Origin of the sequence: Cupriavidus mimosae (assembly GCF_023952485.1) — a bacterium.
GTDB classification, from domain to species: Bacteria; Pseudomonadota; Gammaproteobacteria; order Burkholderiales; family Burkholderiaceae; genus Cupriavidus; species Cupriavidus taiwanensis_C.
This window is the reverse complement of sequence record NZ_JALHRY010000018.1, coordinates 20208-46438: the sequence shown is the minus strand read 5'-3', so window position 1 is coordinate 46438 and position 26231 is coordinate 20208. Positions and strand designations below refer to the sequence as shown.

Here is a 26231-nt window from a genome sequence, read left to right as displayed (position 1 = left end):
CTGGCGGGGACAGGCGCGGCACGGTCGGGCGGCGGGAGCTGCCAGGGCCCGGCCCCGGCGGATGAGGCGCCGCGACGCCGCCATGATCGGTCGATCCGGCAGGCCGCGCATCGCCACGTGAGCGTCCTTCTTACTCGTAGGAGAAGATGCTGCCGAGCTTGTCCATGCGTTCCAGCGCCATGCCGGAGCCGCGCACCACACAGGTCAGCGGGTCTTCGGCCACCAGCACCGGCAGGCCGGTTTCTTCCGCCAGCAGGCGGTCCAGGTCGCGCAGCAGCGCGCCGCCGCCGGTCAGCATCATGCCGCGTTCGGCGATGTCGGCGCCCAGTTCGGGCGGGGTCTGTTCCAGCGCGATCTTCACCGCCGACACGATCTGGTTGAGCGGATCGGTCAGCGCTTCCAGGATTTCGTTGGACGAAACCGTGAACGCGCGCGGAATGCCTTCGGACAGGTTGCGGCCCTTGACTTCCATCTCGCGGACCTCGGAGCCCGGGAAGGCCGAGCCGATTTCCTTCTTGATGGCCTCGGCGGTCTGCTCGCCGATCAGCATGCCGTAGTTGCGGCGGATGTAGTTGACGATGGCCTCGTCGAACTTGTCGCCGCCGACGCGCACCGAGCCCTTGTAGACCATGCCGCCCAGCGAGATGATGCCCACCTCGGTGGTGCCGCCGCCGATATCGACCACCATCGAGCCCGACGGCTCCGACACCGGCAGGCCGGCGCCGATCGCGGCCGACATCGGCTCCTCGATCAGGTACACCTGGCTGGCGCCGGCGCCCAGCGCCGATTCACGGATGGCGCGGCGCTCGACCTGGGTCGAGCCGCACGGCACGCAGATGATGATGCGCGGGCTCGGGCGCAGCAGCTTGCTGTCATGCACCATCTTGATGAATTGCTTGAGCATCTGCTCGGTCACGGTGAAGTCGGCGATCACGCCGTCCTTCATCGGGCGGATCGCCTCGATATTGCCCGGCACCTTGCCCAGCATCTGCTTGGCTTCCTTGCCCACCGCCGTAATGGTCTTCTTGGCGTTGGGGCCGCCCTCCTGGCGGATCGCAACGACCGAGGGCTCGTCCAGCACGATGCCCTTGTCGCGCATGTAGATCAGCGTGTTGGCGGTGCCGAGGTCGATCGCCAGGTCGTTGGAGAAGTAGCTGCGGAGAAATCCGAACATCAGGAATCCTGTCTGTGATGGTGTTCGCGGGTAGGCGAAGCGGCCGGCGCCGCGAGCGGCCCGGCCACGAAAGGGTATTGTGTTGCGTTGAATACGGAATGGTTCTCGGCTTCCCGCTCCGCCCGCCGTCCGGCCCGGAGGCTATCCGGCCGGATGGGAATGGGATCGGCACCGCCGGCGCACCGCGCGCGCCGGTCCTACGGGAACCTTTGATTAGACCCCGCCGAAAAGTTCGCGGAAATGTGCAGGCGCCGGCGCATCATGTCGGCGCGTAGCGCGACATGCGGGACCGGCGGCAAGGCCTAATCAGAGGACCCAGGTTTGCCCTTCGGGCGCCTTCGGACACCGGGCGCGCAAGCGCCGGCCGCAGGCCATGTGGCGTAGGCGTTGCCAAAGGTCGGTAACTCGCAATGATACCTTATAATTCAGGCTGCTTCGGGCGTTTACAGCCTGAAAATACCTGCAATTCTGGCGACTGCGGCGTGCCCACCGGCGCCTGCGGTCAGGCTCCGGGCCATGCGACGCAACGGCCCCGTGAGCCAGCCGCCGGCGCAGCCCGCGCCGCCCTTCGTATCCCAGTATCCGAGCATCGACCCACCACGCCATGGCCCTCGACCTATCCGACGTCAAGCGCATTGCCCACCTCGCCCGCATCGAAACCAGCGATGACGAGGCCGCCCAGACGCTTGCGCAGCTGAACAACTTTTTCTCGCTGGTCGAGCAGATGCAGGCGGTCGACACCACCGGCATCGAGCCGCTGGCGCATCCGCTGTCGGCGGTGCGCGACATGGTCCAGCGCCTGCGCGAGGACGTGGTCACCGAAGCCGACCGCCGCGCCGACTACCAGCGCCCCGCGCCGGCCACCGAAAACGGCCTGTACCTGGTGCCCAAGGTCATCGAATGACCGTTGCCCGACCCGTGCCGCCGCCAGGCGCCACGGTCCGCCCGCCAGTACAACACCCCTGATGCCAACCGACTGTCATGCCCTTTTCCGCTGATTCCGTGACTTCCCTGCGCCAGCTTGCCGACGCCCTGGCCGCGCGCACCGTCTCCGCCGAGGAACTCGCGCGCGAATACCTGGCCCGCATCGAGCAGGCCGCCGCGCTCAACGCCTTTATCCACGTCGATGCCGAGCTGACGCTGGCCCAGGCCCGCGCCGCCGACGCACGCCGCGCGCGCGGCGAAGCCGCGCCGCTGACCGGCGTGCCGGTCGCGCACAAGGATGTGTTCGTCACGCGCGGCTGGCGCGCCACCGCCGGCTCGAAGATGCTGGGCAACTATGAAAGCCCGTTCGACGCCACCGTGGTCGAGCGCATGGCCGCCGCCGGCATGGTCACGCTGGGCAAGACCAACATGGACGAATTCGCGATGGGCTCGTCCAACGAGAACTCGCATTTCGGCCCGGTGCGCAACCCGTGGGACGCCAGCCGCGTGCCCGGCGGCTCGTCGGGCGGCTCGGCCGCCGCGGTCGCCGCTGGCCTGGCACCGGCCGCCACTGGCACCGACACCGGCGGCTCGATCCGCCAGCCGGCGTCGTTCTCGGGCATCACCGGCATCAAGCCGACCTACGGCCGCGTGTCGCGCTACGGCATGATCGCCTTTGCCTCGTCGCTGGACCAGGGCGGCCCGATGGCCCACAGCGCCGAGGACTGCGCGCTGCTGCTCAACGCCATGGCCGGCTTCGACCCGAAGGACTCGACCAGCATCCCGCCCGCGCAGGGCGGCGTGGACGAGGACTACACCCTCCTGCTGGGCCAGCCGCGCGCCGGCGCCAGCGCCGAGCGCCCGCTGGCCGGCCTGCGCATCGGCCTGCCGAAGGAGTACTTCGGCAAGGGCCTGTCGGCCGACGTCGAGCAGGCCGTGCGTGCCGCGCTGGCCGAGTATGAAAAGCTCGGCGCCACGCTGGTCGAGGTGTCGCTGCCCAAGACCGAGCTGTCGATCCCCGTGTACTACGTGATCGCGCCGGCGGAAGCCTCGTCCAACCTGTCGCGCTTCGACGGGGTGCGCTACGGCCACCGCGCCGCCGAGTACCGCGACCTGCTCGACATGTACAAGAAGAGCCGCGCCGAAGGCTTCGGCGCCGAGGTCAAGCGCCGCATCATGGTCGGCACCTACGTGCTGTCGCACGGCTACTACGACGCCTACTACCTGCAGGCGCAAAAGATCCGCCGCATCATCGCCGACGACTTCCAGCGCGCCTTCGCCCAGTGCGACGTGATCATGGGCCCGGTGGCGCCGACGGTGGCATGGAAGCTGGGCGAGAAGACCTCGGACCCGGTGCAGATGTACCTGGCCGACATCTTCACGCTGTCGACCAGCCTGGCCGGCCTGCCCGGCATGAGCGTGCCGTGCGGCTTCGGCGCGGGCAACATGCCCGTGGGCCTGCAGCTGATCGGCAATTACTTCGACGAAGCGCGCCTGCTGCAGGCCGCGCATGCGTTCCAGCAGGCGACCGACTGGCACCTGCGCCGCCCCGCCAAGGCCTGACCATGACGCGCTCCCTGCTCCGCCTGCTTGCCGCCGCCGCGCTTGCCGCACTGGTGGCCGGCTGCATCCAGCTGCCCATCATCGGCAAGCCCACGCCGATCGCCAGCCGCGACATCGATCTGGCCGGCGACTGCCGCCGCACCGAGGAAGACGGCTTTCGGGAAGACGCGCAGCTGCGCATTGCGGACAACAGCGTGCAGCAGTTGTCGTGGAAGCTGTGGGTCGGCAAGCGCGGCTCGTGCAGCTTCAACCTGGCCGAGTTCCGCCAGGTCCAGAAGAAGCCGCATATCGAGCTGCGCGCCAACGACGGCAGCGGCTGCAAGCTGATGGTCTGGCAGGACCCGCGCCGCGTCACGCTGGCGCACGCCAACTGCCAGCAGCGCTGCACCCCCGGCATCTATGAAGAGGCCTGGCCGGTGATGTTCGAGCCGGGCACCGGCGCTTGCGCCCGCACGCGCTGAAGCCACTGAAGCCCTGGCAGCCGCCCATGTTCCACGCCCACCTCGCCCCGCAACCCGCGCCGCGCGCCGCCCGTCCCACGGGCGCGTGGCTGCGCGCCGCGGTGGCCCTGGGGTTTTGCGCGTGGCTGGCCGGCGCGGCGGCGCATACGCCGGACCTGCCGGCGCCCGCGCTGGACACGCCGGCACCGCTGACGCCGGCGGGGGTGCTGGCGCCCAACGCGGTGAGCCGGGCCGCGCCGGCCTCATCGGCCGCAGCCAGGGCAGCCGTCGCGCCCGTGCCCGCGCAGCGGGTCCAGCTGCGCGGCGATGCCGCCACGCCGGCGCTGACCGCCTACTGGTTCCTGCCGCGCGAAGGCACCACGCCGCGCGCGCTGCCGGTGGTGGTGGCGCTGCACGGCTGCGGCGGCCTGCTGGCGCAGCGCGCCGCGCGCGAGGGCAGCGCAGCGGCAGCGGGCGCTGACAGCGCCGCGGTTGCCGCGCTGCTGCAGCAACGCTACCGCGAATACGCGCACTGGCTCACCGAACGCGGCTACGCGGTGCTGATGCCCGACAGCTTCAGCGCGCGCGGCAAGCCGCACGGCATCTGCGCCGAGCCCATCGACAACCGCGCCATCGACGACCGCACCCGCCGCGCCGACGCGCTCGCCGCGCTGCGCTGGGTGGCGCAGCAGCCCGCGGTCGATGCCGCGCGCATCGTGCTGCTGGGCTGGTCGAACGGCGCGCAGGCGGTGCTGGCCACCGTCGACGCCAGCCGCCCGTGGCCGGCCGGCACGCCGCCGGTCGAGCGCGCGGTGGCGTTCTATCCGGGCTGCAAGCGCGCGGTGCAGCAGCACAGCTTCCGCCTGCGCGCGCCGCTGCTGCTGATGATCGGCGGCGCCGACGACTGGACCCCGGCGACCCGCTGCGCGATGCTGCAGAGCGCGGTGCAGGCGCGCCAGCCGGGGGCGCGCTTCCGGCTGGAGATCTACCCGGGCGCCTATCACGGCTTCGACGGCACCAGCGAGCTGCATCGGCGCACCGACGTGCCCGCCGCCGCCATGCGCAAGAGCCAGGGCGTTACCGTCGGCGGCGACGCGGTGGCGCGCGTGGCCGCGCTGGCCCAGCTCGACTCCTGGCTGGCCAGTCCCGACCCCTGACCGCCACGCAAGATCAGAGAGAACACCGGGGCGGCGCTGCCGCTCCCTCGCAACAGACAACACCGAAAGAACCGAACAGGAATACCGCCATGCAATGGGAAGTGGTGATCGGCCTCGAAACGCACGCGCAGCTGTCGACGGCCTCCAAGATTTTTTCCGGCACCTCCACCGCCTTCGGCGCCGAGGCCAACACGCAGGCATCGCCGGTTGACCTGGCGCTGCCGGGCGTGCTGCCGGTGCTGAACCAGGGCGCGGTCGAGCGCGCGATCCAGTTCGGCCTGGCGATCGGCGCCACCATCGCGCCGCGCAGCGTCTTTGCACGCAAGAACTACTTCTACCCCGACCTGCCCAAGGGCTACCAGATCAGCCAGTATGAGATCCCGGTGGTGCAGGGCGGCACCATCACCATCCAGGTCGAGGGCAAGCAGGGCGAGTCCTACGAGAAGACCGTCAACCTGACGCGCGCGCACCTGGAAGAAGACGCGGGCAAGTCGCTGCACGAGGACTTTGCCGGCATGACCGGCATCGACCTGAACCGCGCCGGCACGCCGCTGCTGGAAATCGTCACCGAGCCCGACATGCGCAGCGCCGCCGAAGCGGTGGCCTACGCCAAGGCGCTGCATTCGCTGGTGGTGTGGCTGGGCATCTGCGACGGCAACATGCAGGAAGGCAGCTTCCGCTGCGACGCCAACGTGTCGGTGCGCCCGCTCGGCCAGAAGGAATTCGGCACGCGCCGCGAGATCAAGAACCTGAACTCGTTCCGCTTCCTGCAGCAGGCGATCGAATACGAGGTGCAGTGGCAGATCGCCGAGATCGAGGACGGCCGCAAGATCCAGCAGGCCACCGTGCTGTTCGACCCCGACACCGGCGAAACCCGCGCCATGCGCACCAAGGAAGATGCGCATGACTACCGCTACTTCCCCGATCCGGACCTGATGCCGCTGGAAATCGACGCCGGCTGGATCGAGCGCGTGCGCGGCGAACTGCCGGAGCTGCCGGCGGCGATGCAGGCGCGCTTCGTTGCGCAATACGGCCTGTCGGCCTATGACGCCACCATGCTGACAGCGACCAAGGCCTATGCCGCCTACTTCGAAGCCGTGGTCGCCGGCGCGGGCACCGCCAGCGCCAAGCCCGCCGCCAACTGGCTGATGGGCGACGTGGCCTCGCAACTCAACCGCGAAGGCATCGCCATCGACGCGGCCCCGGTCACGCCGGCGCAACTGGCCAGGCTGCTTGCGCGCATCGCCGACGGCACGGTGTCGAACAACACCGCCAAGAAGGACGTGTTCCCGGCCATGTGGGCAGGCGAGCACGGCGGCGACGCCGATGCCATCATCGCGGCCAAGGGGCTGAAGCAGATGTCCGACAGCGGCGAGCTGGAAAAGATCATCGACGACGTGCTGGCCGCCAATGCCAAGTCGGTCGAAGAATTCCGCTCGGGCAAGGAAAAGGCGTTCAACGCTCTGGTCGGCCAGGCGATGAAGGCGACCAGGGGCAAGGCCAATCCGGCGCAGGTTAATGAACTGCTGAGGAAGAAGCTGGGGTAAGGCTCCAGTCCTGTCTATCCCGCTTGTTTGCTCCCCTCTCCCGCTTGCGGGAGAGGGGCTCCGTTTCTCCTACATCCCCGCCCTCCCCCTTACCGTCTCCTCCAGCAGCGACCTCAGCTTCGCCAGCGACCCCGGATCCCCGCGCGCCGCGGAGCGCGCGTACCAGATCTTCGCCTGCTCGATATCCTTGTCGACCACGCCCGGCTCGCCGCGCTCGTAGAAGCTGCCGACGATGTACTGCGCACCGCCATCCCCCGCGCTTGCCGCGCGCTGGTACCACGCAAACGCCTGCGCGTAGTCGCGCGGCACGCCGCGGCCGGTGAAGTAGTTCGTCGCCAGTTCCATCTGCGCCTGCACGTGGCCGCCCTGCGCCGCGCGCTCATACCAGCGGTTCGCCTCTTCCAGCGATTTCGGCACCAGCTCGCCGCGCTCGTACAGGTCGCCCCAGGTGTATTGCGCATGGGTCATGCCGTTGTCGGCTGCCTTGCGCAGCCACACCAGCGCTTCTTGCGGCTGCGCGGCGGTGCCCTCGCCGCGCAGCAGCATCATCGCGTAGTTGAATTGCGCGAGGCGGTTGCCCTGGCGCGCGGCGGCGGAGAAACCCTGCAGAGCCTGGTCGAAGCGGCCTGACTCGTAGGCCGCGACAGCGTCGCGGGTCTGCGCCTGCGCCGGCGCGGGCGGCTGCGGCGCCGCGGCGGCGGCTGGCAACAACACCAGCCACGCGCAAAACGCGCCGGCCAGCACGGCGGCATGCGGGAAACGGGCTTTCGACATGGCGGACTCCGGCGCGAGGCCTTCTTTGCTTCAGTGTAGGAGTCCGCCGAGGTGCCCGGTAGCGACTACATTATCCACACGTATAATCAACTAGCTTAGAATTAAGCAAGGATCATTCGTCTCACTAATAAGCTGGACGCTGGCTCAGATCCAGCCCGCGCGGTGCAGCCGCCGCCACAGCGCGCCGCAGGCCACCGCGGTCACGCCGATCACGGCCGGGTACGCGTAGTGGACTTTGAGCTCAGGCATGAAATCGAAGTTCATGCCGTAGAGGCTGAACACCACCGTCGGGATCGCCAGGATCGCGCCCCAGCCGGCCAGCCGCTTGACCACTTCGTTCTGGCCGACGGTCACCAGCGCCAGGTTGACCTGCACCGCCGTGGTCAGCATTTCGCGCACCACGTCGAGCGTGCGCACCAGCCGGCTGGCGTGGTCCTCGATATCGCGGAAATAGGCGCGCAACTCCTTCGGCACCAGTTCTTCGTGCAGCCGGATCAACTGGCCGCACATGTCTTCGACCGGGCTGACCGCATTGCGCAGGCGCAGCACCTGGCGCTTGATCTGGTACAGGCGCTCGATCGCGGCGCGGTCGAATTCGTCGCGGAAGATGCCTTGCTCCAGCGCCTCGAAGGTGTCCTCCAGGCGCGTGACGATGGGCAGGTAGTGGTCGACGACGAAGTCCATCAGCGCGTACAGCACATAGCCGGGGCCGTTGGCCAGGCCGTGCGGGTCGTGCTCGCAGCGCTCGCGCACCGGCGCATAGGTGCTGCTGGCGCCATGGCGGACCGAGACCACGTAGTTGGGCCCGACGAACAGATGGGTCTCGCCGACCACGACTTCGTCCTGCACCAGTTGCGCGGTGTTGAGCACCACGAACACGGAATCGCCGTAGGCCTCGAGCTTGGGCCGCTGGTGCGCGTTGGTCGCGTCTTCGACCGCGAGGTCGTGCAGGCCGAAGGCCTGCTGCGCCTGCCGCAGCAGCGCCAGTTCGGGCTCGTGCAGGCCCAGCCAGACGAAGGTGCCGGGCACCGCCAGCACCGTCGGGATTTCTTCCATGCCTACCGTGCCGAGCCGCTTGCCCTTCCGGTAAGCCACGCAATTGACGATGGCGCCCATGGAAACTCCGCTGATCAGATGGCGCAATCGTAACAAGGCTTTGCACGGTGCCCCGACCGCCCCGTGTCGATGCGGCGCAAGCCGCGCCGGCCACACTTGCGCCGCGCCACCGGCGCGCGCATGGAGCCCGCGCGCCACCTGCGGTACATATCGATCCAATTGTTACAGTTCGCGACAGATACGACGTTAGAATGTGGCATTTCCACGGTCACCCGGCTATGTCCCAGAAGAAATCGCCACGCTTCGAGCTGCGCAGTGGCAACGTCGACGCCCTCCTTCTCGCCCTCCAGACCGCCGACATGGCTGCGCTGCGGGATGACCTCCTCACCCGCTTCGAAGCCACCCCCGACTTCTTCTCCAATGACGTGATCGCGCTGGACCTGCGCGCGCTCGACGACGACAGCGAAGTCGCGCTCGGCACCGTGATCGACACGCTGGCCACGCTCAAGGCCCGCGCCATCGGCGTGGTGGCCCGCGCCGGCCAGCGCGAGTGGGCCGAGCGCTTCGGCCTGCCTCTGCTCGACAGCCAGGCCCGCCGCAGCGGCGCCACCGAGCGTGCCGCCGAAGCCAAGGCCGCTGCCGCCGCGGAACAGGCCGCCGCCGAGCAGGCGGCGCGCGAGGAAGCCGCCCGCGCCGCGGCGCAGTCCGCCACCGACGCCGCCGTGGCCGCCGCCGTACGCCAGACCCAGACCCTGCTGATCGACAAGCCGCTGCGCTCCGGCCAGCAGATCTATGCGCATGGCGACGTGGTCATCATGGACGTGGTCAGCTACGGTGCCGAGGTCATCGCTGAAGGCAACATCCATATCTATGCCCCGCTGCGCGGCCGCGCGCTGGCGGGCGTCAAGGGCAACACCGCCGCGCGCATCTTCAGCACGTGCATGGAGCCCGAACTGATTTCCATCGCCGGCATCTACCGGACCGCGGAGCAGACGCTTCCGGCCGATGTGCACGGCAAGACCGCCCAGGTGCGCCTGGCCGATGAAAAACTGATCCTCGAAGCGCTGCGGCTCAAGTAACCGCGGCGCTCATCGGGACCGGATCACAGAGAGCGCAAGCTTCAACTTATTACTGGACCAAAGAGCCATGGCAAAAATCATCGTTGTGACCTCCGGCAAGGGAGGCGTCGGCAAGACCACCACCAGCGCCAGCTTTGCCGCCGGCCTGGCACTGCGCGGCCACAAGACTGCCGTGATCGACTTCGACGTCGGCCTGCGCAACCTCGACCTGATCATGGGTTGCGAACGCCGCGTGGTGTATGACCTGATCAACGTGGTGCAGGGCGAAGCCAACCTGCGCCAGGCGCTGATCAAGGACAAGAAGTGCGAGAACCTGTTCATCCTGCCGGCCTCGCAGACGCGCGACAAGGACGCGCTGACCAAGGAAGGTGTGGAGAAGGTCATCAACGGCCTGATCGAGATGGACTTCGAGTACATCGTGTGCGATTCGCCCGCCGGCATCGAGTCGGGCGCGCTGATGGCGATGTACTTTGCCGATGAGGCCCTGATCGTCACCAACCCCGAAGTGTCGTCGGTGCGCGATTCGGACCGCATCCTCGGCATCCTGTCGTCCAAGACCAAGCGCGCCAGCGAGGGCGGCGACCCGATCAAGGAACACCTGCTGATCACCCGCTACAACCCCAAGCGCGTGCATGGCGGCGAGATGCTGTCGCTGACCGACATCCAGGAAATCCTGCGCATCAAGCTGATCGGCGTGGTGCCGGAATCGGAAGCGGTGCTGCACGCATCCAACCAGGGCACGCCCGCCATCCACCTGGACGGCAGCGACGTGGCCGACGCCTATGGCGACGTGGTGGACCGCTTCCTCGGCAAGGACAAGCCGATGCGCTTCACCGACTACCAGAAGCCGGGGCTGTTCTCGCGCATCTTCGGCAACAAGTAACGGTCAAGGAGGGCTCACCCCATGTCGATCCTTTCCTTCCTGCTGGGAGAGAAGAAGAAGTCCGCGTCGGTCGCCAAGGAGCGGCTGCAGATCATCCTGGCGCACGAGCGCACCGGCCATTCCGCCCCCGCCGACTACCTGCCCGCGCTGCAGCGCGAGCTGGTCGCGGTGATCTCCAAGTACGTCAAGATCGGCGACCAGGACCTGCGCGTCAGCCTGGAACGCCAGGACAACCTCGAGGTGCTCGAGGTCAAGATCGAGATCCCGCAGCACTGAGCACCGGACCCGGCAGCGCCGGGTCCATGCCCCCCGCGGGGCCCGCCGCCCCGCCCCTTCTTGCGCCTTCCCGCCCTGCCGCTTCAACGCCCCGCCGCCGTGCCAGCGCGGCTTCGCGGCTTCTCCGCTGCGCTGCCTTATCCCCCAAATGCAGAATTCTGTAGCGGCCTGACAACGAAATTGCACCAATTTCCTGCTTGAAAGCGCGGCTCCACGGAGTTTTGTGTCCTTGTTCCTTACGTTTTGTTAAATTTTCGCGGCGTTTACACGAAACGTAGACCTTATCCCCGCCGTGATCCGGCGAGGGGCACAGTACAAGACAGAAAAGGAGCACCATGAAGAAATCGGCCATCGTCCTCGCAGCCGGCAGCCTGTTGGCAGGTTCGGCTTTCGCACAAACCTCCGTCACCCTGTACGGCATCGTCGACCAGAGCATCCGCTTCCAGACGAACGCGAACGCCAACAATGACAACTCGTGGGAACTGACCAACGGCGCCATCACCAACAGCCGCTGGGGCATGAAGGGCAGCGAGGCCCTGGGCAACAACCTGAAGGCGATCTTCCAGCTGGAAGGCGGCTTTGATCCGGATACCGGCCGCGCCAACCAGAACAACAGCCTGTTCGGCCGTCAGGCTTATGTCGGCCTGTCGGGCGACTTTGGCACGATCAAGCTGGGCCGTCAGTACACCGAAGGCTTTAACTTCTTCGGCGACTACGATCCGCTGACCATCGGCAACTACACCAACAACGCCTGGCCGTTCTTCCTGACCCAGTTCCGCAACAACAACGTGGTCAGCTACGCCGGCAAGTTCGGCGGCCTGGACGTCGGCGCCAGCTACGGCTTCGGCGAGCAGCCGGGCAGCATGAGCCGGAACCAGTACTGGGGCACCCGTGCCGCTTACTCGTTCGGTCCGTTCGGCATCGGCGGCGTGTACCAGGAAGTCCGCGATATCAACGGCAACAAGCAGCAAATGTGGGGCGCTGCCGGTAAGTACGCCTTTGGCCCGGCCAAGCTGTTCGTCGGTTACATCGGCGGCAAGGACCGCACCGGCGTGATCGACAACGGCTTCCTGAACAACTCGGCTGCCGCTCCGGCACCGGGCGTGGTCGCAGCCGGCGCTGCCAGCAACCCGCGCAAGGACACCCTTGGCTACATCGGCGTGACCTACCAGGCCACCCCGGCCCTGGCGCTGACCGGCGTGTTCTACGGCGACTACGTCGAGAACAAGAACGGCGTGAACAACAACAACGGCCGCCGCTACACCGGCGTGCTGCTGGCCGAGTACTCGCTGTCCAAGCGCACCCAGGTTTACGGCACGGTTGACTTCAACAAGGTTTCGGGCGGTACCACCACCGAAATGCCGGGCCGCAACAACCAGACCGGCGCTGCGCTGGGTATCCGCCACATCTTCTGATCGATACCTGATCGGCAGTCACTGGCAAAAGGCACCTTCGGGTGCCTTTTTTCATGGGCGTGGCCGGCGCCGCAGCCACAGGTACCAGCCGGCCTGCGCGGCAGCGCCTTGCATCGGCTGCAGCGGCACCAGCAGGCCGCCATGGCGTGCCACCACGCGCTGCGCGCACAGCAGCGCGGGACCGGGCCGGGCCAGCTGCGCGGCGCCCGCGTCATCGGCGGGCTGCAACACGATCGACAGCGCCACGCCACCGGCATGGCCGCGGCACGCGGTGCGCACGGCCGTGCCATGCGCCGCCGCGCGGATGGCGCTGCTCAGCAGCCATTCCAGCGTAGCGGCGAGCATCGCCGCGTCGCCGCCGATGCGCGGCAAGCGCCCTGCCGGGCGTTCGAGCCGGATCCCGGCCTCGCCGGCCTCGGTCCAGACGCGGTCGAGCGCCTCATCGAGCAGAGTTTCCATGGCGAGCCGCCGCATGCGATAGGCATGCAGCGTTTCGCGCAGCAGCCGGTTCAGGTCGTCGATATGGCGCAGCGAGCGGCGCGCATGGCCGTCCACCTGCGCCAGCAGCACCGCATCGGCCTGAGACCGGGTCTGGCGCAGCGCCAGCCAGGCCAGCAGCGAGGCATTGGGCTCGCGCAGGTCGTGGCCCAGCACGTGCAGCACCATGTCGTGCACGGCGGCCGGGTCGCGCACGTTGCATCCGCTGGCTGGCGCCGGCACGGCGGCAGCGCTGCAGCTTCGTCGCGCCAGCTGGCAGCCGCCCAGGCACAACGCCGCAGCGACCAGCGCAAGGCGCAGCGGGTGCGCCGTCATGCGGCGGCCCGCTCGGCGTGAGTAAGGCGCTCCAGCCGGTACCCGTGCGTATAGACCGGGGTCAGCCGCATGCCGTGCTCGGCCTGCAGCCCGAGCTTGCTGCGCACGCGCGACACATGGGTATCGATGGTGCGCGACATCGGCGAGATCTCGCGGCCCCAGACCGCGGCGGTGATGTGGTCGCGCGTGACGATGCGGCCTTCGTGGCGGAACAGCAGCACCGCAAGATCGAACTCCTTGGGCGTCAGGCCGATCGGCTGCCCGTTGCAGGTGACCCTGCGCAACGCGCAGTCGAAGGCGTAATCGCCCAATCGCAGCGGCGCGTGCGGCGACGCCTGCGCGGGATACGCGCGCCGCAGCAGGCATTCGATGCGCGCGGCCAGCTCGGCCGGGCGGATCGGCTTGACCATGTAGTCATCGGCGCCCGCGGCGAGCGCGCTGACGATATCGTGCTCGGCATCGCGGCAGCTCAGGAACATGACCGGGATGCGCCGGTCCAGGTGGGTGCGCACCCAGGCCAGCACCTCGCGCCCGGAAAGGTCCGGCATCTGCCAGTCCAGCAGCAGCAGGTCGAAGCCGGCGTCGCGCAGCGCCAGCAGCAGGCGCCGGCTTTCGCTGAAGCTGACGCATTCCAATCCCGCGCTGGCGACGACCTGCCGGATCAGCGCCGCATCCGCGGGCGCGTCCTCAAGCGATGCAATGCGCGATGCCGTTTTCTTTCCCATGTTGCCTCCGACGTAGCTGGCCATCAGCGGGACATTTAATCCGGTGTCGCGGCCCGCCCGAATAGGAAAGCGCTCAATCTCGCCTTTCAACAAACTTTTACTTCTCGCCTCAGCGGGCCGCTTCTACCATGGGCTTCGCTGCGGGCCGACCCGTGCCCACGCAACCTGTTTGTCGAGCTGTGTTCACTCCGGCGCACTGCGGTGCGTCCGCGCACAGGAGCCACGTCCGTGAAGATCGCCGCGCTGCAGGCGGACCCTACCCTCGCCGTCAGCATCGAACAGACCCTGCGCCTGAACGGCCACCAGTGCACGCGCTACCTCAGCGGGCGCGCGCTGATCGGCGCGCTGCGCGGCAGGTCGTTCGACCTGCTGATGCTGGATTGCGATACGCCGGGCCTGCCGGCACTGGAAGTGCTGGCGTGGGTGCGCCGTACGCTGGGCAACGAGACGCCGGTGATGCTGACCGGAACCTCGAACGAAGAAGGCTTTGTCGCGGCGTGCCTGGCGCAGGGCGCGGACAGCTACGTGCCCAAGCCGCTGCGGACCGCGGAACTGGCCGCGCGCGTGCTGGCGCTGCTGCGCCGCGCGCGGCCGGCGAGCGCGGACTGCGACCTGGAACACGGGCCGTTCCGCTTTGCCACCGCCGAGCGGCAGGTGTGGGTGCAGGGCAAGCCGGTGCTGCTGGCCCCGAAGGAATTCGACCTCGCGGTGCTGCTGTTCCGCAACCTGGGTTCGCTGGTGCTGCGCCAGACCATGGTCGAGCAGGTCTGGCGCTATCACATGGACGCAGCCTCGCGCACCGTGGACAGCCACCTGTCGCGCGTGCGCACCAAGCTGGCGCTGTGGCCGCACAACGGCGTGCGGCTGTCCTCGGTGTACGGGCTGGGGAGCCGGCTCGATGCGGCCTAGCTTGGCCTAGCACGGCCTGGCGCGCGCCCCGTCGCCCGGCTGGTGATTCAGTCGGCCTTGATGCCGGCTTCCCTGACGATGCGGGCGTTCTCCGCCGACTCTTCGCGGATGGCCTTGGCAAACTGTGCCGGCGTGCCGCCGGTCGGCACTTCACCGCCCTTGAGCAGGCGCTCATGGACTTCCGGCTCGGCCAGCGCCTTGTTCAGCTCGGCGTTCAGGCGGTTGATGATGGCCGCGGGCGTCTTGCCCGGCGCGAATACACCGAAGGTGGAGGTCAGGTTGGCCTTGGGGTAGCCCAGCTCGGCCAGCGTCGGCACGGCGGGCAGGCTCTCCAGGCGCTTGGGCGCGCCCACCGCCAGCGCGCGCAGGCGGCCGGCCTGCATATGCTGGCTCAGCACCGGGCTGGCGTTGGTGCTCATTACCTCGAACTGGCCGCCGAGCGCATCGTTCATCTGCTGGCCGGCGCCCTTGTACGGGATCAGCACGATGTCGGCCTTCGACTTCTGCTTGATCTGTTCCAGCACCACATGGCCGACCGTGCCGAGGCCCGACGTGGCCCAGCGTACCGAACCCGGTTTGGCGCCGGCCTGGCCGACCACATCGGCAAAGCTCTTGCCGCTGAAGGCGGAAGTCGCGACGACCAGCACCGGCGAGTACATCACGCTCATCACCGGCGCCACGTCCTTGTGCGGATCGTAGTTGACGCGTCCCACGTGCGGATTCAGCGTCAGCGGGCTGGTGGCGGCAAAGCCGAGGGTGTAGCCGTCCGGCGCAGCCTTGGCCACCGCATCGATGCCGATGCTGCCGCCCGCGCCGGCCTTGTTCTCGACCACCACCGAGGTGCCCATCTGCGCCGACAGGCGCTCGCCGAGCGCGCGCGCGACGGTGTCGCTGATGCCGCCGGTGGGATAGGCGACGATCAGGCGGATCGGGCGGCTGGGATAGGCGTCGGCCGCGGCGGCGACGGGGGCAATTGCGGCGGCACTGAATGCGCACGCTGCGGCCAGCAGCGACGAACGGAAGGGAAAGGCCATGATGGGAAGGCGGGAGAGAATCGACGGAAGCGGCCGCGCGCCCGCAACGGGCCGGCGCGGCGCGGAACAGCCGCTATCTTAGCCGATCATGCGGCGCGCTCAGCGCTCCAGCGACCGCTCCGGCACCCAGGAGACAAAGAGTTCGTTGGCGCGGTCATAGAGCCGCCAGCCCGTGCCGCAATCGCGGCAGCAAAACGACAGCATGCTGTACGGCACCCCGGCGGCGCTCTGGGTCACCACCGGCGCCGTGCCACGCAGCGCCAGGCAGGCCGGCGGCTCGCGCCGGCGCGGATCGTCGGCCAGCGCCAGGCAGCGCTCGCAGGGCGGCGTGGCGGGGGCGGAAGGGTCTGGGGCGGCTGGCATCGTCGGCGGCGTCGGCGGAAACGGGGCAGGTCTGACTCGAGTGCCCGCCATGATGCCGCAAAATTCCGCGCGGCAGCAGCACCCTTCGCGGATGACATCAGGCCGCCTGCGCGCGTGCCACCGTGGCAGGTGCGGCCGCGCGCTGGCCAAGCCACACGCTGGCCAGCACCAGCAGCGCGCCGGCCGCCTGCACCGCCGTCAGTGCCTGCCCCAGCACCAGGAAGCCCAGCACCGTGGCGCTGACCGGACTGAGCAGGCCCAGCGCCGCCACCGCCGCCGGCGCCATGCGCCCTACCCCGCGAAACCACAGCGCGTAGCTAAAACCGGCGCCGACAATGCTGAGCCACGCGTAGCCCAGCCAGTTGACCAGCGTGAAATGACCCGGCAGCGGTTCCAGCACCAGCGCGAACGGCAGCAGGAACAGACCGCCCGCGCACAACTGCCATGCCGTCAGCACCAGCGGCGAGACCGGCGGCCGCCAGTGCCGCGTCAGCACCGTGCCCACCGCCATCGACACCGCTCCCGCAGCCGCCGCAGCGACGCCGACGGCATCCAGCCGGGCCGCCGGTCCGAGCACCAGCAGTGCCACGCCGAGCAGCCCGCCCGCGCCGGCCGTCCACGCGGCGGGGCGCGGCCGCGCACCCAGCCAGGCCCACGCCAGCACCACCACGATCAGCGGCTGGATCGCGCCGACCGTGGCCGCCACGCCGCCCGGCAGGCGGTAGGCGGCGATGAACAGCATCGCCTGGAAGAAGCCGATATTGAGCACGCCGAGCACCGCCGCGCGCCACCACCAGCCGCCCTGTGGCAACTGCCTGCCGAAGGCCAGCATCGCCAGACCGGCCGGCAGCGCGCGGATCACGCCGGACAGCAAGGGCTGCCCCGGCGGCAGCCACTGGCTGGTGACGAGGTAGGTGCTGCCCCAGATCGCGGGGGCCAGGCCGGTCAGAAGGATGTCCCTCAGGCTCGGGCCGGCTGCACCGGTCGTCGAAATGGCGTTCGCCTTCATGTCGATATTCTTGACGTAAAGATAATTCACTTTACGAAGGCGATCGGTTGATGTCAAGATACTTCGCTCACCCTTGCATCTGTGTCCCCTGCCCTGATGACCGCCCGCCGCAAACCCGAAGACGCGCCCGACCATGTCGACGGCATCCTCGCCCAATGGGCGCGAGAACGCCCCGATCTCGATGCCTCGCCGATGGGCATCCTGGGGCGGCTGGGACGGCTCAACCGCCATACCGGCCGGGCGATCGAAGCCGCGCTGGGCGCAACCGGGCTGCAGCCGTGGGAGTTCGATGTGCTGGCGACGCTGCGGCGGGCCGGGCCGCCCTATGTGCTGTCGCCAGGCGCGCTGATCGGTTCGTTGATGATCACCTCGGGCACCATGACCAACCGGCTCGATCACCTCGAGCGGGCCGGGCTGGTGCGGCGCGAGCCCAATCCGGAGGACCGGCGCGGGCTGCTGGTGGCGCTGACCGACGCCGGCCGCGAGCGCGTCGACCACGCGGTGGAGGTGCACGTTGCCAACGAGCACCGCCTGCTGGAAGGGTTGACCGCGACGGAGCGCGCACAGCTGGCCGCGCTGCTGCGCCGCTGGCTGCGCATGTTCGAGCCGCCCGCCGGCGGTGGCGGCGATGGCGGCGAAGGCAAGTCGGGCGACTGAATCCGTCGACCGAGCCCCGCTTCAGGCGCGCTGCGGGCCCTCGCGCAGATCCGGCAGGAACACCGTCAGCAGCCCCAGCAGCGGCAGGTAGGCGCAGTACTCGTACACCGCGCGGATGCCGTGCGTATCGGCCATGCCGCCCAGCACCGCGGCGCCGATGCCGCCCATGCCGAAGGCAAAGCCGAAGAACAGGCCCGAGACCATGCCGACCTTGCCCGGGATCAGCTCCTGCGCGAACACCAGGATCGCCGAGAATGCCGAGGCCAGGATAAAGCCGATGATGAAGGTCAGCACCGTGGTCCAGAACAGGCCCACGTGCGGCAGCAGCAGCGTGAACGGCGCCACGCCCAGGATCGAGGCCCAGATCACGCGTTTGCGGCCGATGCGGTCGCCGATCGGGCCGCCCAGGATGGTGCCGGCGGCGACCGCAAACAGGAACAGGAACAGGTGCAGCTGCGCGTCCTGGCGTGCCAGCGCGAAGCGCTCCATCAGGTAGAAGGTGTAGTACGAGGTCAGGCTGGCCATGTAGAAGTACTTGGAGAACACCAGCACCATCAGCACCACCATGGTCCGCACCACCACGCGCGTGGCCACCGGGCTGGCCACCGCGCCGGCCGCCTTGCGCTTGCGCGCGCCCTGCGCCAGCTGGCGCGCGTACCAGCCGCCGATGCGCCACAGCACCACGATGCCCACCAGCGCCGCCAGCGAAAACCACGCCAGGCTGGCCTGCTGGTGCACGATCAGCGCCGCCAGCAGCGGGCCCATGGCGCTGCCGCCGTTGCCGCCGACCTGGAAGATCGACTGCGCCAGCCCGTGCTGGCCGCCCGACGCCATGCGCGCCACGCGCGACGACTCCGGGTGGAAGATCGACGAACCCGTGCCGACCAGCGCCGCGGCCACCAGCAGCACGCCATAGCTGGGCGCCACCGACAGCAGCAGCAGGCCGGCCAGCGTAAAGGCCATCGCCACCGCCAGCGAATGCGGCTTGGGATGTTTGTCGGTGTACAGCCCCACCACCGGCTGCAGCAGCGACGCGGTGACCTGGTAGGTCATGGTCAGCAGCCCGATCTGGGTGAAGCTGAGGTTGAAGCCACCCTTCAGCATCGGATAGATCGCCAGGATCAACGACTGGATCATGTCGTTGAGAAAGTGGGCGAAGCTGATCGCGGACAGCACGCGGAAGCCGGTGCGTTCCGCCTGCGGGGACGGAGCAAGCGAAGGGGTCGCGGGGGCTGCGCCAGCCGGCGCGGAGTCGATGGTTGTGCTCATTGGCGGCTCTCGACAAACGGAAGCGGCCAGCGGAGGCGCCGGCCGGGAAGTATCTGAGCACCGATGCTAGCTGGCGTGCCGGCGCCTGTCCTGCGAGAATAGGTCCGCAACCTTGGAGAAAAGGACATGGTGCGCGCGCCCCGCCCCCTTTCCGCCGCGGCCCCCGCGAGTCGCCGGTCGCAGCAGCCGCTGCCCGACCCCACCCCCGAAACGCTGGCGTTGGGCGATACCTACGCCGATCCGCCGGCCTATGTCCGTTTCGACCGCAGCCCGCTGCCGGTCACCGCGATGGCGGCCGACTACCTACCCGGCCACATGACCCAGCCGCACCAGCACCCGCACGCGCAACTGATCCACGCGGTCCACGGCGTAATGGTGGTGGCCACCGCCGAAGGCCAGTGGATCGTGCCGCCGACGCGCGGCATGTGGATGCCGGGCGGCACCACGCACTGGATCCGCATGGTGGGGCGCGTGCAGATGCGCACCGCCTATATCCGCCCCGATGCCGCGCCCGACCTGCCGCAGCGCTGCACCGTGCTGGGCATCTCGCCGCTGCTGCGCGAGCTGATCCTGGCCGCGGTGGAGATCCCCTTGCCCTACGCGCCCGACACGCGCGACGCGCGCCTGATGCGGCTGCTGCTCGATGAAGTGATGCTGGTGCCGTCGCTGCCGCTGCACTTGCCGCGCCCGGCCGACGCCAGCCTGCGGCAGATCTGCGACACCATCGCCGGCGCGCCCGACACCGCGCTGACGCTGGCCGACTGGGGCGCGCAACTGGGGCTGGACCCCAAGACCATCCAGCGCCGCTTTGCGCGCGAAACCGGCATGACCTTCGGCCAATGGCGCCAGCAGGCGCGCCTGCTGGCCGCGCTGGAAAAGCTGGCGGCCGGCAGCAAGGTAGTGGATGTGGCGCTGGACCTGGGCTACGACAGCCCGAGCGCGTTCGCGACCATGTTCCGGCGGCAGTTCGGCGTGCCGCCGAGCGCGTTCTTCCGTTAAGGCCCGGGAGCGCGGAACCCGCGCTCAGTTGCCCAGGTAGCGCTCCACCAGCCGGGTCCAGTAGGCCGCGCCGACGGTCAGGTTGTCGTCGTTGAAGTCATAGCCGGCGTTGTGCAGCAGCGGCTGGTTTGCGCCATTGCCCAGCCGCACGAAGCAACCGGGACGCTGTTGCAGGAAGTAGGCAAAGTCCTCGCTGCCGGCGATGCGCGCGGCCTGGTCCACCACCTTGCCGCCGCCGACCAGTTCCTCGGCCACCTGCCGCGCGAACTCGGTCTCGCGCTCGCTGTTGACCAGCACCGGGTAGCCGCGCACGTAGTCGATCTCGGCCACTGCGCCGTAGCCTTCGGCGTGCGCCGTGGCGAGCTGGCGGATGCGCTGCTCCAGCGCGGTGCGCACCTCGGGGCTGAACGAACGCACGCTGAGCTCCATGCGGGCGCTGTCCGGAATCACGTTGGGCGCGTGCCCGGCGTGCAGCGTGCCGATCGTCACCACCGCGGTTTCGTTCGGATCGACATAGCGCGACACCACCGACTGCAGCGCCATTACCAGGCTGCCCGCCACCAGGATCGGGTCGACCGACTGGTGCGGCCGCGCGGCGTGGCCGCCCTTGCCGCGGATGGTGATGGTGACGGTGTCGCACGCCGCCATGAACGGACCGGAACGGAACAGGAATGTGCCCTGCTCCACGCCTGGATGGTTATGCAGCCCGAAGATGGCATCGCAGGGAAAGCGCTCGAACAGCCCGTCGGCCAGCATGCGCTCGGCGCCGCCGCCGGCGCCGATTTCCTCGGCCGGCTGGAAGATCAGGTGGACGGTGCCGTTGAAATTGCGCGTGCGCGCCAACTGCCGCGCCGCGCCGAGCAGGATCGCGGTATGGCCGTCGTGGCCACAGGCGTGCATGCGGCCCGCGTTGACGCTGGCGTACGGCAGCGCGGTGCGCTCGTGGATCGGCAAGGCGTCCATGTCGGCGCGGATGCCCACGCTGTGCCCACTCTCGCCACAGCGCAGCGTACCCACCACCCCGGTGCCGCCCACGCCGCGCGCGACCTCGTAGCCCCACCCTTCAAGCAAGGTGGCGACCAGGCCCGCGGTGCGGACCTCGTCGAAGGCCAGTTCGGGGTGCTGGTGGATATTGCGCCGGATGGCTTCGAGTTCGGCGCGGCCGTCGAGGGTATCGGCCAGCGCGCAGTATCGGCGCTTCAGCGAGGACGCGGGGGACTGGAGGGTGGCGCCGAGGTAGGACTCGATTTCGGGGGCGTGCTCTGACATGGCGTTTAGCTCTCTGGCGAAACCTGTATAACCAGTATTTCACGCAGAAAACGCGAGCGAAACGCCAGGCCCCGGATTTCCTGTAAAACGATGTAATCGGGCCGCTTTGTGCGCCAGATCTGTTGCCCTAATCGTACGCTTTGTGTGGAAACCCAACGCTTTGTATGAAAGCGTATCGATGGGGAACCCTTTCGGCAGCCTCCTTCAGCGCTCGCCGTACGCCACCACCCGCTGCACCTGCTCGCCCAGCCCATCCACGCCCAGGCGCATGGTGTCGCCGGCTTTGAGGAAGCGCGGCGGCTTGCAGCCCATGCCGACGCCGGGCGGCGTGCCGGTCGCGATCAGGTCACCCGGCAGCAGCGTCATGAAGCGGCTGACATAGCTGACCAGCGTCGCCACGTCGAACACCATGGTGGCGGTGGTGCCCTGCTGCACGCGCTCGCCGTTGACCTCCAGCCACAGCCCCAGCGCCTGCGGCTCCGCCACTTCGTCGCGCGTCACCAGCCACGGGCCGGCCGGGCAAAAGGTGTCGCAGCCCTTGCCCTTGTCCCAGGTGCCGCCCCGCTCGATCTGGAACTCGCGCTCGGAGACATCGTTGACCACGCAGTAGCCAGCCACGTGCTCCAGCGCCTGTTCGCGCGAAACATTGCGCGCGGTAGTGCCGATGACCACGCCCAGCTCCACTTCCCAGTCGGTCTTGTGCGAGCCGAACGGCAGCATCACCGCATCGTTGGGACCATTGAGCGAGCTGTTGGCCTTCAGGAACACGATCGGCTCGGCCGGCAGCGGCATGCCGGCTTCGGCGGCGTGGTCGGCATAGTTCAGGCCGATCGCCACGATCTTGCCGATACCGGTCCAGGGCACGCCAAAACGCGCGCCTTCGATGACCGGCAGGGTGTGCGGGTCGACCTGCGCCAGCGCCTGCAGCGCGGCCGGCGCCAGCTGCGCCGCATCGACATCGTGGATCACGGCGGAAAGATCGCGCACGCGGCCTGCCTCATCGATCATGCCGGGGCGCTCGGCGCCGGGGTTGCCTACTCGAACCAGTTTCATCGTCGTCGTTGGGTGGTGTGTGTTCTTGGAAGGGGTTCAGGCGGATTGCTTGAGCGCGCCGTTGCGCCCGTTGCCTTCGGCCAGCGTTTGCGCCACCACGGTCAGCACTTCCCGGGCGGTGTTCTCGGAATGGCTGCGCAGCACCTGCGCCAGCCGCGGCCGGCCGGGTTCGCGCAGCGCGGCCATGATGGCCTCGTGCTCCTCGTGTGACTCCTGCCAGCGCAGGGTATCGGCGTTGGCGGCACCACGCGCGCGGTGCACCTTGCTCATCAGCGTCGCGTAGACGCTGGCGAGCACCGGATTGGCGGCGCCATCGATGATCAGCTGGTGGATTTCCTGGTTGATGCGGAAATAGTCGGTGCGCCGGCCGGCGGCATGGGCGTCGATCATGGCCTGGTGGCGCCGCTCCAGCTTGGCCATCGCCGCCGCGCCAAGCCGCTGCGCCGCCAGTTCGCCCGCCAGCGCCTCCAGCCCGTGCAGGGTTTCGAAGGTGGCGCGCAGTTCTTCCAGGTCCAGCGGCGCGACGCGGTAGCCGATGTACTGCCGGTGCAGCACCAGCCCCTCGGACACCAGCACCTTCAGCGCCTCGCGCAGCGGCGTCTTGGACACATCGAAGGTTTCGCAGAAGGCACGTTCATCGATGCGCGCGCCGGGCGGCAGTTCGCCCTCTTCGATCATGGTGCGCAGGCGCGCGGCGATCTCGGCCGACATGCCAAGCGTGCGCAGGCGCGCAGAGGGGGAAAGCGTTTGTGTCACAGACGTCACCAAATTGGGGAAATGCACCACAGCAAGGCTACCACACCCCGAAATTGTGCATGCGCAACATATTAAAATCAATAACTTACACGCGTTGTAATTACAGATTACGTATCCTATACTCCGGCCTGTTGCGCGACACCCATCAGAACTGCCTCAACCAAAGGACGAAAACAGGAGACGCCGTCATGCAGACGACAACGCGGGCAACAGCGATGACCGAGGCCAAGACCTCGGTGCGCTGGAAGATTTTTTTGATGATGCTGTTTCTTATCGCGATCAACTACATCGATCGCGCCTCGCTGTCGGTGGCGATGCCGCTGATCGCCAAGGAGTTCGACCTCAGCCCCGCCATGCAGGGCCTGATCCTCAGCTCCTTCTTCTGGACCTACGCGCTGATGCAGGTCCCGGGCGGCATGCTCGCCGACAAGTACAAGCCGCGCATCGTGATCGCGTGCGCCACCGTGTTCTGGGGCATTGCCCAGGCCGTGGCGGCGTTCACCACCAACGCCACCTCGCTGCTGCTGACGCGGCTGGGCCTGGGTGCGGCCGAAGCGCCGATCTACCCCGCCGGCGGCAAGCTCAACGCAATCTGGATGACGCAGAACGAGCGCGGCCGCGGCGCCACGCTGCTGGACGGCGGCGCCCCGCTGGGCGCGGCCCTGGGCGCGATCATCATCACCTGGCTGATCGCCTCGCTGGGTTCGTGGCGCCTGGCCTTTATCGTCGCCGGCGTCGGCACGGTGCTGGCTGGCGTGCTGGCCTGGTACTACGTGCGCAACTCCCCGCGCGAGCACCGCGGCGTCAACGAGCTGGAAGCCCGCTACATCGAGGAAGCGCAGGCCAATGAACACCGCGCCGAGCCGGCCAACCTGTCGGGCCGCTCGCTCGACTTCTTCAAGTACCGCTCGGTGTGGTGCATGGCGATCGGCTGGATGTGCTTCAACACGGTGTTCTACGGCCTGTTGACCTGGATGCCCAACTACCTGAACAAGGTGCACGGCTTCGACATCAAGCAGATGGGCGGCGCCAGCTTCATCATCTTCTTCAGCGGCTTCGTCGGCGAACTGATCGGCGGCTGGATCGCCGACAAATGGAAGGAAGCCGGCGGCCGGCCCAACCTGGTGATGCGCACGCTGTTCGGCATCGCCGCGGTGGTGGCGACGGCGTCGATCTTCTCGGTGGCCTATGTCACCGACCCGGTGGTGGTGGTCGTGCTGCTGTCGTCCACGCTGTTTTTCCTGCGCTGGTGCGGCCTGTTCTGGTGCGTGCCGTCGATGCTGGGCACGCGCAACAAGGTTGGCTTCCTGGGGGGCGTGATGAACCTGGGCGGCAATATCGGCGGCATCTCGGTGCCGATCATCGTCGGCATGATCGTGCAGTTCACCGGCTCGTACTTCCTCGCGCTGATGTTCTTTGCCGCGGCCGGCGTGGGCCTGCTGCTGGCTTCCACCGCGATCGACTACGAGACTAAGATCCCGGTCTGAAGACCCGTCGGATCACCGAGCTCCGCAAACACAAGAAATCCCGCGACAGGCGCCGGCAACGTCCCGGCGCCCGCACTCACTCCTGAGACAAGAGCAAAATGACCAAGCAAATCCGACTCGGCATGCTGACGCCGTCTTCCAACACCGCGCTCGAACCCATCACCAGCGCGATGGTCGCCGGCCTGCCCCATGTCAGCGCGCATTTCTCGCGCTTCACCGTCACCGAGATCTCGCTGCGCGACCAGGCCCTGGGCCAGTTCAACCTCGACAAGATCCTGGCCGCCGCCAGCCTGCTGGCCGACGCGCGCGTCGATGTCATCGCCTGGAACGGCACCTCTTCCGGCTGGCTCGGCTTCGACAAGGACGAAGCGCTGTGCAAACAGATCACCGAAGCCACCGGCATCCCGGCCACCACCTCGGTGCTGGCGCTCAACGAGATCCTGGAAAAGACCGGCGCGCGCAACTTCGGCCTGGCCACGCCGTATCTGGACGACGTGCAGCAGCGCATCATCGCCAACTATGAGCGCAGCGGCTTCCATTGCGTGGCCGAGAGCCACCTGGACCTGCATGTGAACTACAGCTTCGCCGAGGTCGAGGAAGACACCATCCGCGAGATGGTGCGCGGGCTGGCGCAGCACCAGCCGCAGGCCATCACCACCTTCTGCACCAACCTGCGCGCCGCGCATCTGGCCGAAGAACTGGAAGCCGAGACCGGCATCCCGCTGTACGACACCATCTCCACGGTGGTATGGAAGTCGCTGCGCCTGTGCGGCGTGGACACGCGCGAGCTGCGCGGCTGGGGCCGCCTGTTCCGCGAAGTCGAGTAAGCCGGGACCTCCGCCGGCCTGTGCAGATCTGCAATGCGCGTCCGCACGGACGCGCATTGCTGCATAAGGGCGCCGATCCTAGACTGCCTGCACGGCCGCCGCATGGCGTGGCGGCCAGGCAACCACCACAGGATCGCGATGAAGCTCTACTACACTCCGGGCGTCTGCTCGATGGCCGTCCATATCGCCCTGCGCGAAGCCGGCCTGCCGGTCACGCTGGCCAAAGTCGACCTGCACACCCACAAGCTGGCCGTGCCTGAACACGGCACCGACGACTACTACACCATCAACCCGCGCGGCTACGTGCCGCTGCTGCAGCTGGACGACGGCTCGCGCCATACCGAGGTGGCGTCGCTGCTGCAATACATCGCCGACCTCGTTCCCGAACGCAAGCTGCTGCCCGCCGCCGGCACCCGCGAGCGCCTTGATGCCACCGGCTGGATTACGCTGGTGTCGACGGAATTGCACAAGGTCTTCAGCCCGTGGCTGTGGCACAAGGAAACCGCGCAAAGCACGCAGGACGAGTGCAAGGCCAAGCTGCAGCGCCGCTTTGCCGAACTCGACCAGCACCTGCAAACCTGCCAGTACCTGACGGGCGACAACTTCACGGTGGCCGATGCGTACTGCTTCACCATCGTCGGCTGGGCCCGCATCCTCAGGCTGCCGCTGCACGACTACCCGGCGCTGCAGCAATACCTGTCGCGCGTTGCGGCGCGGCCTGCGGTGCAGGAAGCGATGCGGGCCGAAGGGCTGGTGCGCGACTGAGCCCAGCC

27 protein-coding genes are annotated in these 26231 nt (G+C 68.3%); 15 read left to right on the top strand and 12 right to left on the bottom strand.

The genetic code is table 11. From position 1 onward, the window contains the following. Nucleotides 1-130: 130 nt before the first annotated feature. Nucleotides 131-1174, bottom strand: a complete 1044-nt coding sequence (locus tag MKD50_RS25885; RefSeq protein ID WP_008648066.1) for a rod shape-determining protein — start codon at nt 1172-1174, stop codon at nt 131-133. Nucleotides 1175-1778: 604 nt separating this feature from the next. On the opposite strand from MKD50_RS25885, the gene gatC reads away from it, so the two are divergent. From gatC to gatB, 5 genes are all read left to right on the top strand, one after another. Further along, nucleotides 1779-2078: an Asp-tRNA(Asn)/Glu-tRNA(Gln) amidotransferase subunit GatC gene (gatC, locus tag MKD50_RS25880; RefSeq protein WP_018006687.1), complete on the top strand. Its 300-nt coding sequence runs from the start codon at nt 1779-1781 to the stop codon at nt 2076-2078. Between the two features lie 77 nt (nt 2079-2155). Continuing rightward, on the top strand, nt 2156-3661 hold the full coding sequence (gene gatA / locus MKD50_RS25875; protein ID WP_252669296.1) for an Asp-tRNA(Asn)/Glu-tRNA(Gln) amidotransferase subunit GatA: 1506 nt from the start codon (nt 2156-2158) through the stop codon (nt 3659-3661). 2 nt (nt 3662-3663) lie between these two features. Beyond that, the gene (locus MKD50_RS25870) at nt 3664-4122 is read left to right on the top strand and encodes a hypothetical protein (RefSeq protein ID WP_115702951.1); all 459 of its coding nucleotides are present in this window, start codon (nt 3664-3666) and stop codon (nt 4120-4122) included. A 26-nt stretch (nt 4123-4148) separates the two neighbouring features. Next, entirely contained in the window at nt 4149-5258 is a 1110-nt protein-coding gene (locus MKD50_RS25865; RefSeq protein WP_252669294.1) for a dienelactone hydrolase family protein, read from the top strand. An 89-nt stretch (nt 5259-5347) separates the two neighbouring features. Next, nucleotides 5348-6805: an Asp-tRNA(Asn)/Glu-tRNA(Gln) amidotransferase subunit GatB gene (gatB, locus tag MKD50_RS25860; protein ID WP_115702949.1), complete on the top strand. Its 1458-nt coding sequence runs from the start codon at nt 5348-5350 to the stop codon at nt 6803-6805. Nucleotides 6806-6874: 69 nt separating this feature from the next. On the opposite strand, the gene MKD50_RS25855 is transcribed toward gatB, so the two are convergent. Next, nucleotides 6875-7579: a tetratricopeptide repeat protein gene (locus MKD50_RS25855; RefSeq protein ID WP_115702948.1), complete on the bottom strand. Its 705-nt coding sequence runs from the start codon at nt 7577-7579 to the stop codon at nt 6875-6877. A 144-nt stretch (nt 7580-7723) separates the two neighbouring features. Beyond that, nucleotides 7724-8695: a magnesium and cobalt transport protein CorA gene (locus MKD50_RS25850; RefSeq protein ID WP_115702946.1), complete on the bottom strand. Its 972-nt coding sequence runs from the start codon at nt 8693-8695 to the stop codon at nt 7724-7726. 218 nt (nt 8696-8913) lie between these two features. Between MKD50_RS25850 and minC the strand changes: the two genes are divergently transcribed. The 4 genes from minC (at nt 8914) to MKD50_RS25830 (ending at nt 12288) form a co-directional block, all read left to right on the top strand. Then, a complete protein-coding gene (minC, locus tag MKD50_RS25845) occupies nt 8914-9714 on the top strand; it encodes a septum site-determining protein MinC (protein WP_115702944.1) in 801 nt (266 codons plus the stop codon). A 67-nt stretch (nt 9715-9781) separates the two neighbouring features. Continuing rightward, on the top strand, nt 9782-10597 hold the full coding sequence (gene minD, locus MKD50_RS25840; protein WP_115702942.1) for a septum site-determining protein MinD: 816 nt from the start codon (nt 9782-9784) through the stop codon (nt 10595-10597). A gap of 21 nt (nt 10598-10618) precedes the next feature. Beyond that, entirely contained in the window at nt 10619-10873 is a 255-nt protein-coding gene (minE, locus tag MKD50_RS25835) for a cell division topological specificity factor MinE (protein WP_012351386.1), read from the top strand. Nucleotides 10874-11208: 335 nt separating this feature from the next. Further along, complete coding sequence (locus MKD50_RS25830; RefSeq protein ID WP_115702940.1) at nt 11209-12288, top strand: porin; 1080 nt, start codon at nt 11209-11211, stop codon at nt 12286-12288. Nucleotides 12289-12339: 51 nt separating this feature from the next. On the opposite strand, the gene MKD50_RS25825 is transcribed toward MKD50_RS25830, so the two are convergent. Both MKD50_RS25825 and MKD50_RS25820 read right to left on the bottom strand, forming a co-directional pair. Continuing rightward, a complete protein-coding gene (locus MKD50_RS25825) occupies nt 12340-13101 on the bottom strand; it encodes a histidine kinase (RefSeq protein WP_240073368.1) in 762 nt (253 codons plus the stop codon). Next, entirely contained in the window at nt 13098-13826 is a 729-nt protein-coding gene (locus MKD50_RS25820; protein ID WP_115703081.1) for a response regulator transcription factor, read from the bottom strand. The genes MKD50_RS25825 and MKD50_RS25820 overlap by 4 nt, the downstream gene beginning before the upstream one ends. 228 nt (nt 13827-14054) lie before the next feature. Between MKD50_RS25820 and MKD50_RS25815 the strand changes: the two genes are divergently transcribed. Then, nucleotides 14055-14735, top strand: coding sequence for a response regulator transcription factor (locus MKD50_RS25815; RefSeq protein ID WP_115702936.1), 681 nt, complete (start codon nt 14055-14057; stop codon nt 14733-14735). A 47-nt stretch (nt 14736-14782) separates the two neighbouring features. Here the strand turns inward: MKD50_RS25815 and MKD50_RS25810 are convergent, their stop codons facing one another. From MKD50_RS25810 to MKD50_RS25800, 3 genes are all read right to left on the bottom strand, one after another. Further along, entirely contained in the window at nt 14783-15769 is a 987-nt protein-coding gene (locus MKD50_RS25810; protein ID WP_252669292.1) for a Bug family tripartite tricarboxylate transporter substrate binding protein, read from the bottom strand. A gap of 99 nt (nt 15770-15868) precedes the next feature. Beyond that, entirely contained in the window at nt 15869-16132 is a 264-nt protein-coding gene (locus MKD50_RS25805; RefSeq protein ID WP_240073367.1) for a hypothetical protein, read from the bottom strand. A 97-nt stretch (nt 16133-16229) separates the two neighbouring features. Then, on the bottom strand, nt 16230-17141 hold the full coding sequence (locus tag MKD50_RS25800; RefSeq protein WP_252669290.1) for an EamA family transporter: 912 nt from the start codon (nt 17139-17141) through the stop codon (nt 16230-16232). 96 nt (nt 17142-17237) lie between these two features. Between MKD50_RS25800 and MKD50_RS25795 the strand changes: the two genes are divergently transcribed. Beyond that, nucleotides 17238-17798 (top strand): MarR family winged helix-turn-helix transcriptional regulator, encoded by a 561-nt coding sequence (locus MKD50_RS25795; protein WP_252669288.1) that lies wholly within the window; start codon nt 17238-17240, stop codon nt 17796-17798. A 21-nt stretch (nt 17799-17819) separates the two neighbouring features. On the opposite strand, the gene MKD50_RS25790 is transcribed toward MKD50_RS25795, so the two are convergent. Further along, nucleotides 17820-19067, bottom strand: a complete 1248-nt coding sequence (locus MKD50_RS25790) for an MFS transporter (protein WP_172582494.1) — start codon at nt 19065-19067, stop codon at nt 17820-17822. Between the two features lie 126 nt (nt 19068-19193). On the opposite strand from MKD50_RS25790, the gene MKD50_RS25785 reads away from it, so the two are divergent. Then, nucleotides 19194-20066: an AraC family transcriptional regulator gene (locus tag MKD50_RS25785; RefSeq protein WP_172582492.1), complete on the top strand. Its 873-nt coding sequence runs from the start codon at nt 19194-19196 to the stop codon at nt 20064-20066. Nucleotides 20067-20090: 24 nt separating this feature from the next. Here the strand turns inward: MKD50_RS25785 and MKD50_RS25780 are convergent, their stop codons facing one another. The 3 genes from MKD50_RS25780 to MKD50_RS25770 form a co-directional block, all read right to left on the bottom strand. After that, nucleotides 20091-21335 carry a M20 aminoacylase family protein gene (locus MKD50_RS25780; RefSeq protein WP_252669286.1) on the bottom strand — a complete coding sequence of 415 codons (1245 nt, stop codon included), beginning with the start codon at nt 21333-21335 and terminating at the stop codon, nt 20091-20093. A 204-nt stretch (nt 21336-21539) separates the two neighbouring features. Next, on the bottom strand, nt 21540-22388 hold the full coding sequence (locus tag MKD50_RS25775; protein WP_252669284.1) for a fumarylacetoacetate hydrolase family protein: 849 nt from the start codon (nt 22386-22388) through the stop codon (nt 21540-21542). 36 nt (nt 22389-22424) lie between these two features. Further along, a complete protein-coding gene (locus MKD50_RS25770; RefSeq protein ID WP_172582490.1) occupies nt 22425-23144 on the bottom strand; it encodes a GntR family transcriptional regulator in 720 nt (239 codons plus the stop codon). 188 nt (nt 23145-23332) lie between these two features. Between MKD50_RS25770 and MKD50_RS25765 the strand changes: the two genes are divergently transcribed. From MKD50_RS25765 to gstA, 3 genes are all read left to right on the top strand, one after another. Next, the gene (locus MKD50_RS25765) at nt 23333-24631 is read left to right on the top strand and encodes an MFS transporter (protein WP_240073349.1); all 1299 of its coding nucleotides are present in this window, start codon (nt 23333-23335) and stop codon (nt 24629-24631) included. A gap of 98 nt (nt 24632-24729) precedes the next feature. Next, nucleotides 24730-25458 (top strand): maleate cis-trans isomerase family protein, encoded by a 729-nt coding sequence (locus tag MKD50_RS25760; protein WP_252669281.1) that lies wholly within the window; start codon nt 24730-24732, stop codon nt 25456-25458. A gap of 138 nt (nt 25459-25596) precedes the next feature. Beyond that, complete coding sequence (gstA, locus tag MKD50_RS25755; protein WP_252669279.1) at nt 25597-26223, top strand: glutathione transferase GstA; 627 nt, start codon at nt 25597-25599, stop codon at nt 26221-26223. The last annotated feature ends 8 nt before the right edge of the window (nt 26224-26231 follow it).

What these genes read in the sequence shown, in the direction of transcription:
- minD (WP_115702942.1), top strand. Translation starts at nt 9,782, where the DNA reads ATGGCAAAAATCATCGTTGTGACCTCCGGCAAGGGAGGCGTCGGCAAG.
- MKD50_RS25865 (WP_252669294.1), top strand. Translation starts at nt 4,149, where the DNA reads ATGTTCCACGCCCACCTCGCCCCGCAACCCGCGCCGCGCGCCGCCCGT.
- MKD50_RS25760 (WP_252669281.1), top strand. Translation starts at nt 24,730, where the DNA reads ATGACCAAGCAAATCCGACTCGGCATGCTGACGCCGTCTTCCAACACC.
- MKD50_RS25810 (WP_252669292.1), bottom strand. Translation starts at nt 15,769, where the DNA reads ATGGCCTTTCCCTTCCGTTCGTCGCTGCTGGCCGCAGCGTGCGCATTC.
- MKD50_RS25820 (WP_115703081.1), bottom strand. Translation starts at nt 13,826, where the DNA reads ATGGGAAAGAAAACGGCATCGCGCATTGCATCGCTTGAGGACGCGCCC.
- MKD50_RS25855 (WP_115702948.1), bottom strand. Translation starts at nt 7,579, where the DNA reads ATGTCGAAAGCCCGTTTCCCGCATGCCGCCGTGCTGGCCGGCGCGTTT.
- MKD50_RS25780 (WP_252669286.1), bottom strand. Translation starts at nt 21,335, where the DNA reads ATGTCAGAGCACGCCCCCGAAATCGAGTCCTACCTCGGCGCCACCCTC.
- minE (WP_012351386.1), top strand. Translation starts at nt 10,619, where the DNA reads ATGTCGATCCTTTCCTTCCTGCTGGGAGAGAAGAAGAAGTCCGCGTCG.
- gstA (WP_252669279.1), top strand. Translation starts at nt 25,597, where the DNA reads ATGAAGCTCTACTACACTCCGGGCGTCTGCTCGATGGCCGTCCATATC.
- MKD50_RS25870 (WP_115702951.1), top strand. Translation starts at nt 3,664, where the DNA reads ATGACGCGCTCCCTGCTCCGCCTGCTTGCCGCCGCCGCGCTTGCCGCA.
- MKD50_RS25805 (WP_240073367.1), bottom strand. Translation starts at nt 16,132, where the DNA reads ATGCCAGCCGCCCCAGACCCTTCCGCCCCCGCCACGCCGCCCTGCGAG.
- MKD50_RS25885 (WP_008648066.1), bottom strand. Translation starts at nt 1,174, where the DNA reads ATGTTCGGATTTCTCCGCAGCTACTTCTCCAACGACCTGGCGATCGAC.
- MKD50_RS25850 (WP_115702946.1), bottom strand. Translation starts at nt 8,695, where the DNA reads ATGGGCGCCATCGTCAATTGCGTGGCTTACCGGAAGGGCAAGCGGCTC.
- MKD50_RS25825 (WP_240073368.1), bottom strand. Translation starts at nt 13,101, where the DNA reads ATGACGGCGCACCCGCTGCGCCTTGCGCTGGTCGCTGCGGCGTTGTGC.
- MKD50_RS25785 (WP_172582492.1), top strand. Translation starts at nt 19,194, where the DNA reads ATGGTGCGCGCGCCCCGCCCCCTTTCCGCCGCGGCCCCCGCGAGTCGC.
- gatB (WP_115702949.1), top strand. Translation starts at nt 5,348, where the DNA reads ATGCAATGGGAAGTGGTGATCGGCCTCGAAACGCACGCGCAGCTGTCG.
- MKD50_RS25775 (WP_252669284.1), bottom strand. Translation starts at nt 22,388, where the DNA reads ATGAAACTGGTTCGAGTAGGCAACCCCGGCGCCGAGCGCCCCGGCATG.
- MKD50_RS25790 (WP_172582494.1), bottom strand. Translation starts at nt 19,067, where the DNA reads ATGAGCACAACCATCGACTCCGCGCCGGCTGGCGCAGCCCCCGCGACC.
- MKD50_RS25800 (WP_252669290.1), bottom strand. Translation starts at nt 17,141, where the DNA reads ATGAAGGCGAACGCCATTTCGACGACCGGTGCAGCCGGCCCGAGCCTG.
- minC (WP_115702944.1), top strand. Translation starts at nt 8,914, where the DNA reads ATGTCCCAGAAGAAATCGCCACGCTTCGAGCTGCGCAGTGGCAACGTC.
- gatA (WP_252669296.1), top strand. Translation starts at nt 2,156, where the DNA reads ATGCCCTTTTCCGCTGATTCCGTGACTTCCCTGCGCCAGCTTGCCGAC.
- MKD50_RS25830 (WP_115702940.1), top strand. Translation starts at nt 11,209, where the DNA reads ATGAAGAAATCGGCCATCGTCCTCGCAGCCGGCAGCCTGTTGGCAGGT.
- gatC (WP_018006687.1), top strand. Translation starts at nt 1,779, where the DNA reads ATGGCCCTCGACCTATCCGACGTCAAGCGCATTGCCCACCTCGCCCGC.
- MKD50_RS25765 (WP_240073349.1), top strand. Translation starts at nt 23,333, where the DNA reads ATGCAGACGACAACGCGGGCAACAGCGATGACCGAGGCCAAGACCTCG.
- MKD50_RS25795 (WP_252669288.1), top strand. Translation starts at nt 17,238, where the DNA reads ATGACCGCCCGCCGCAAACCCGAAGACGCGCCCGACCATGTCGACGGC.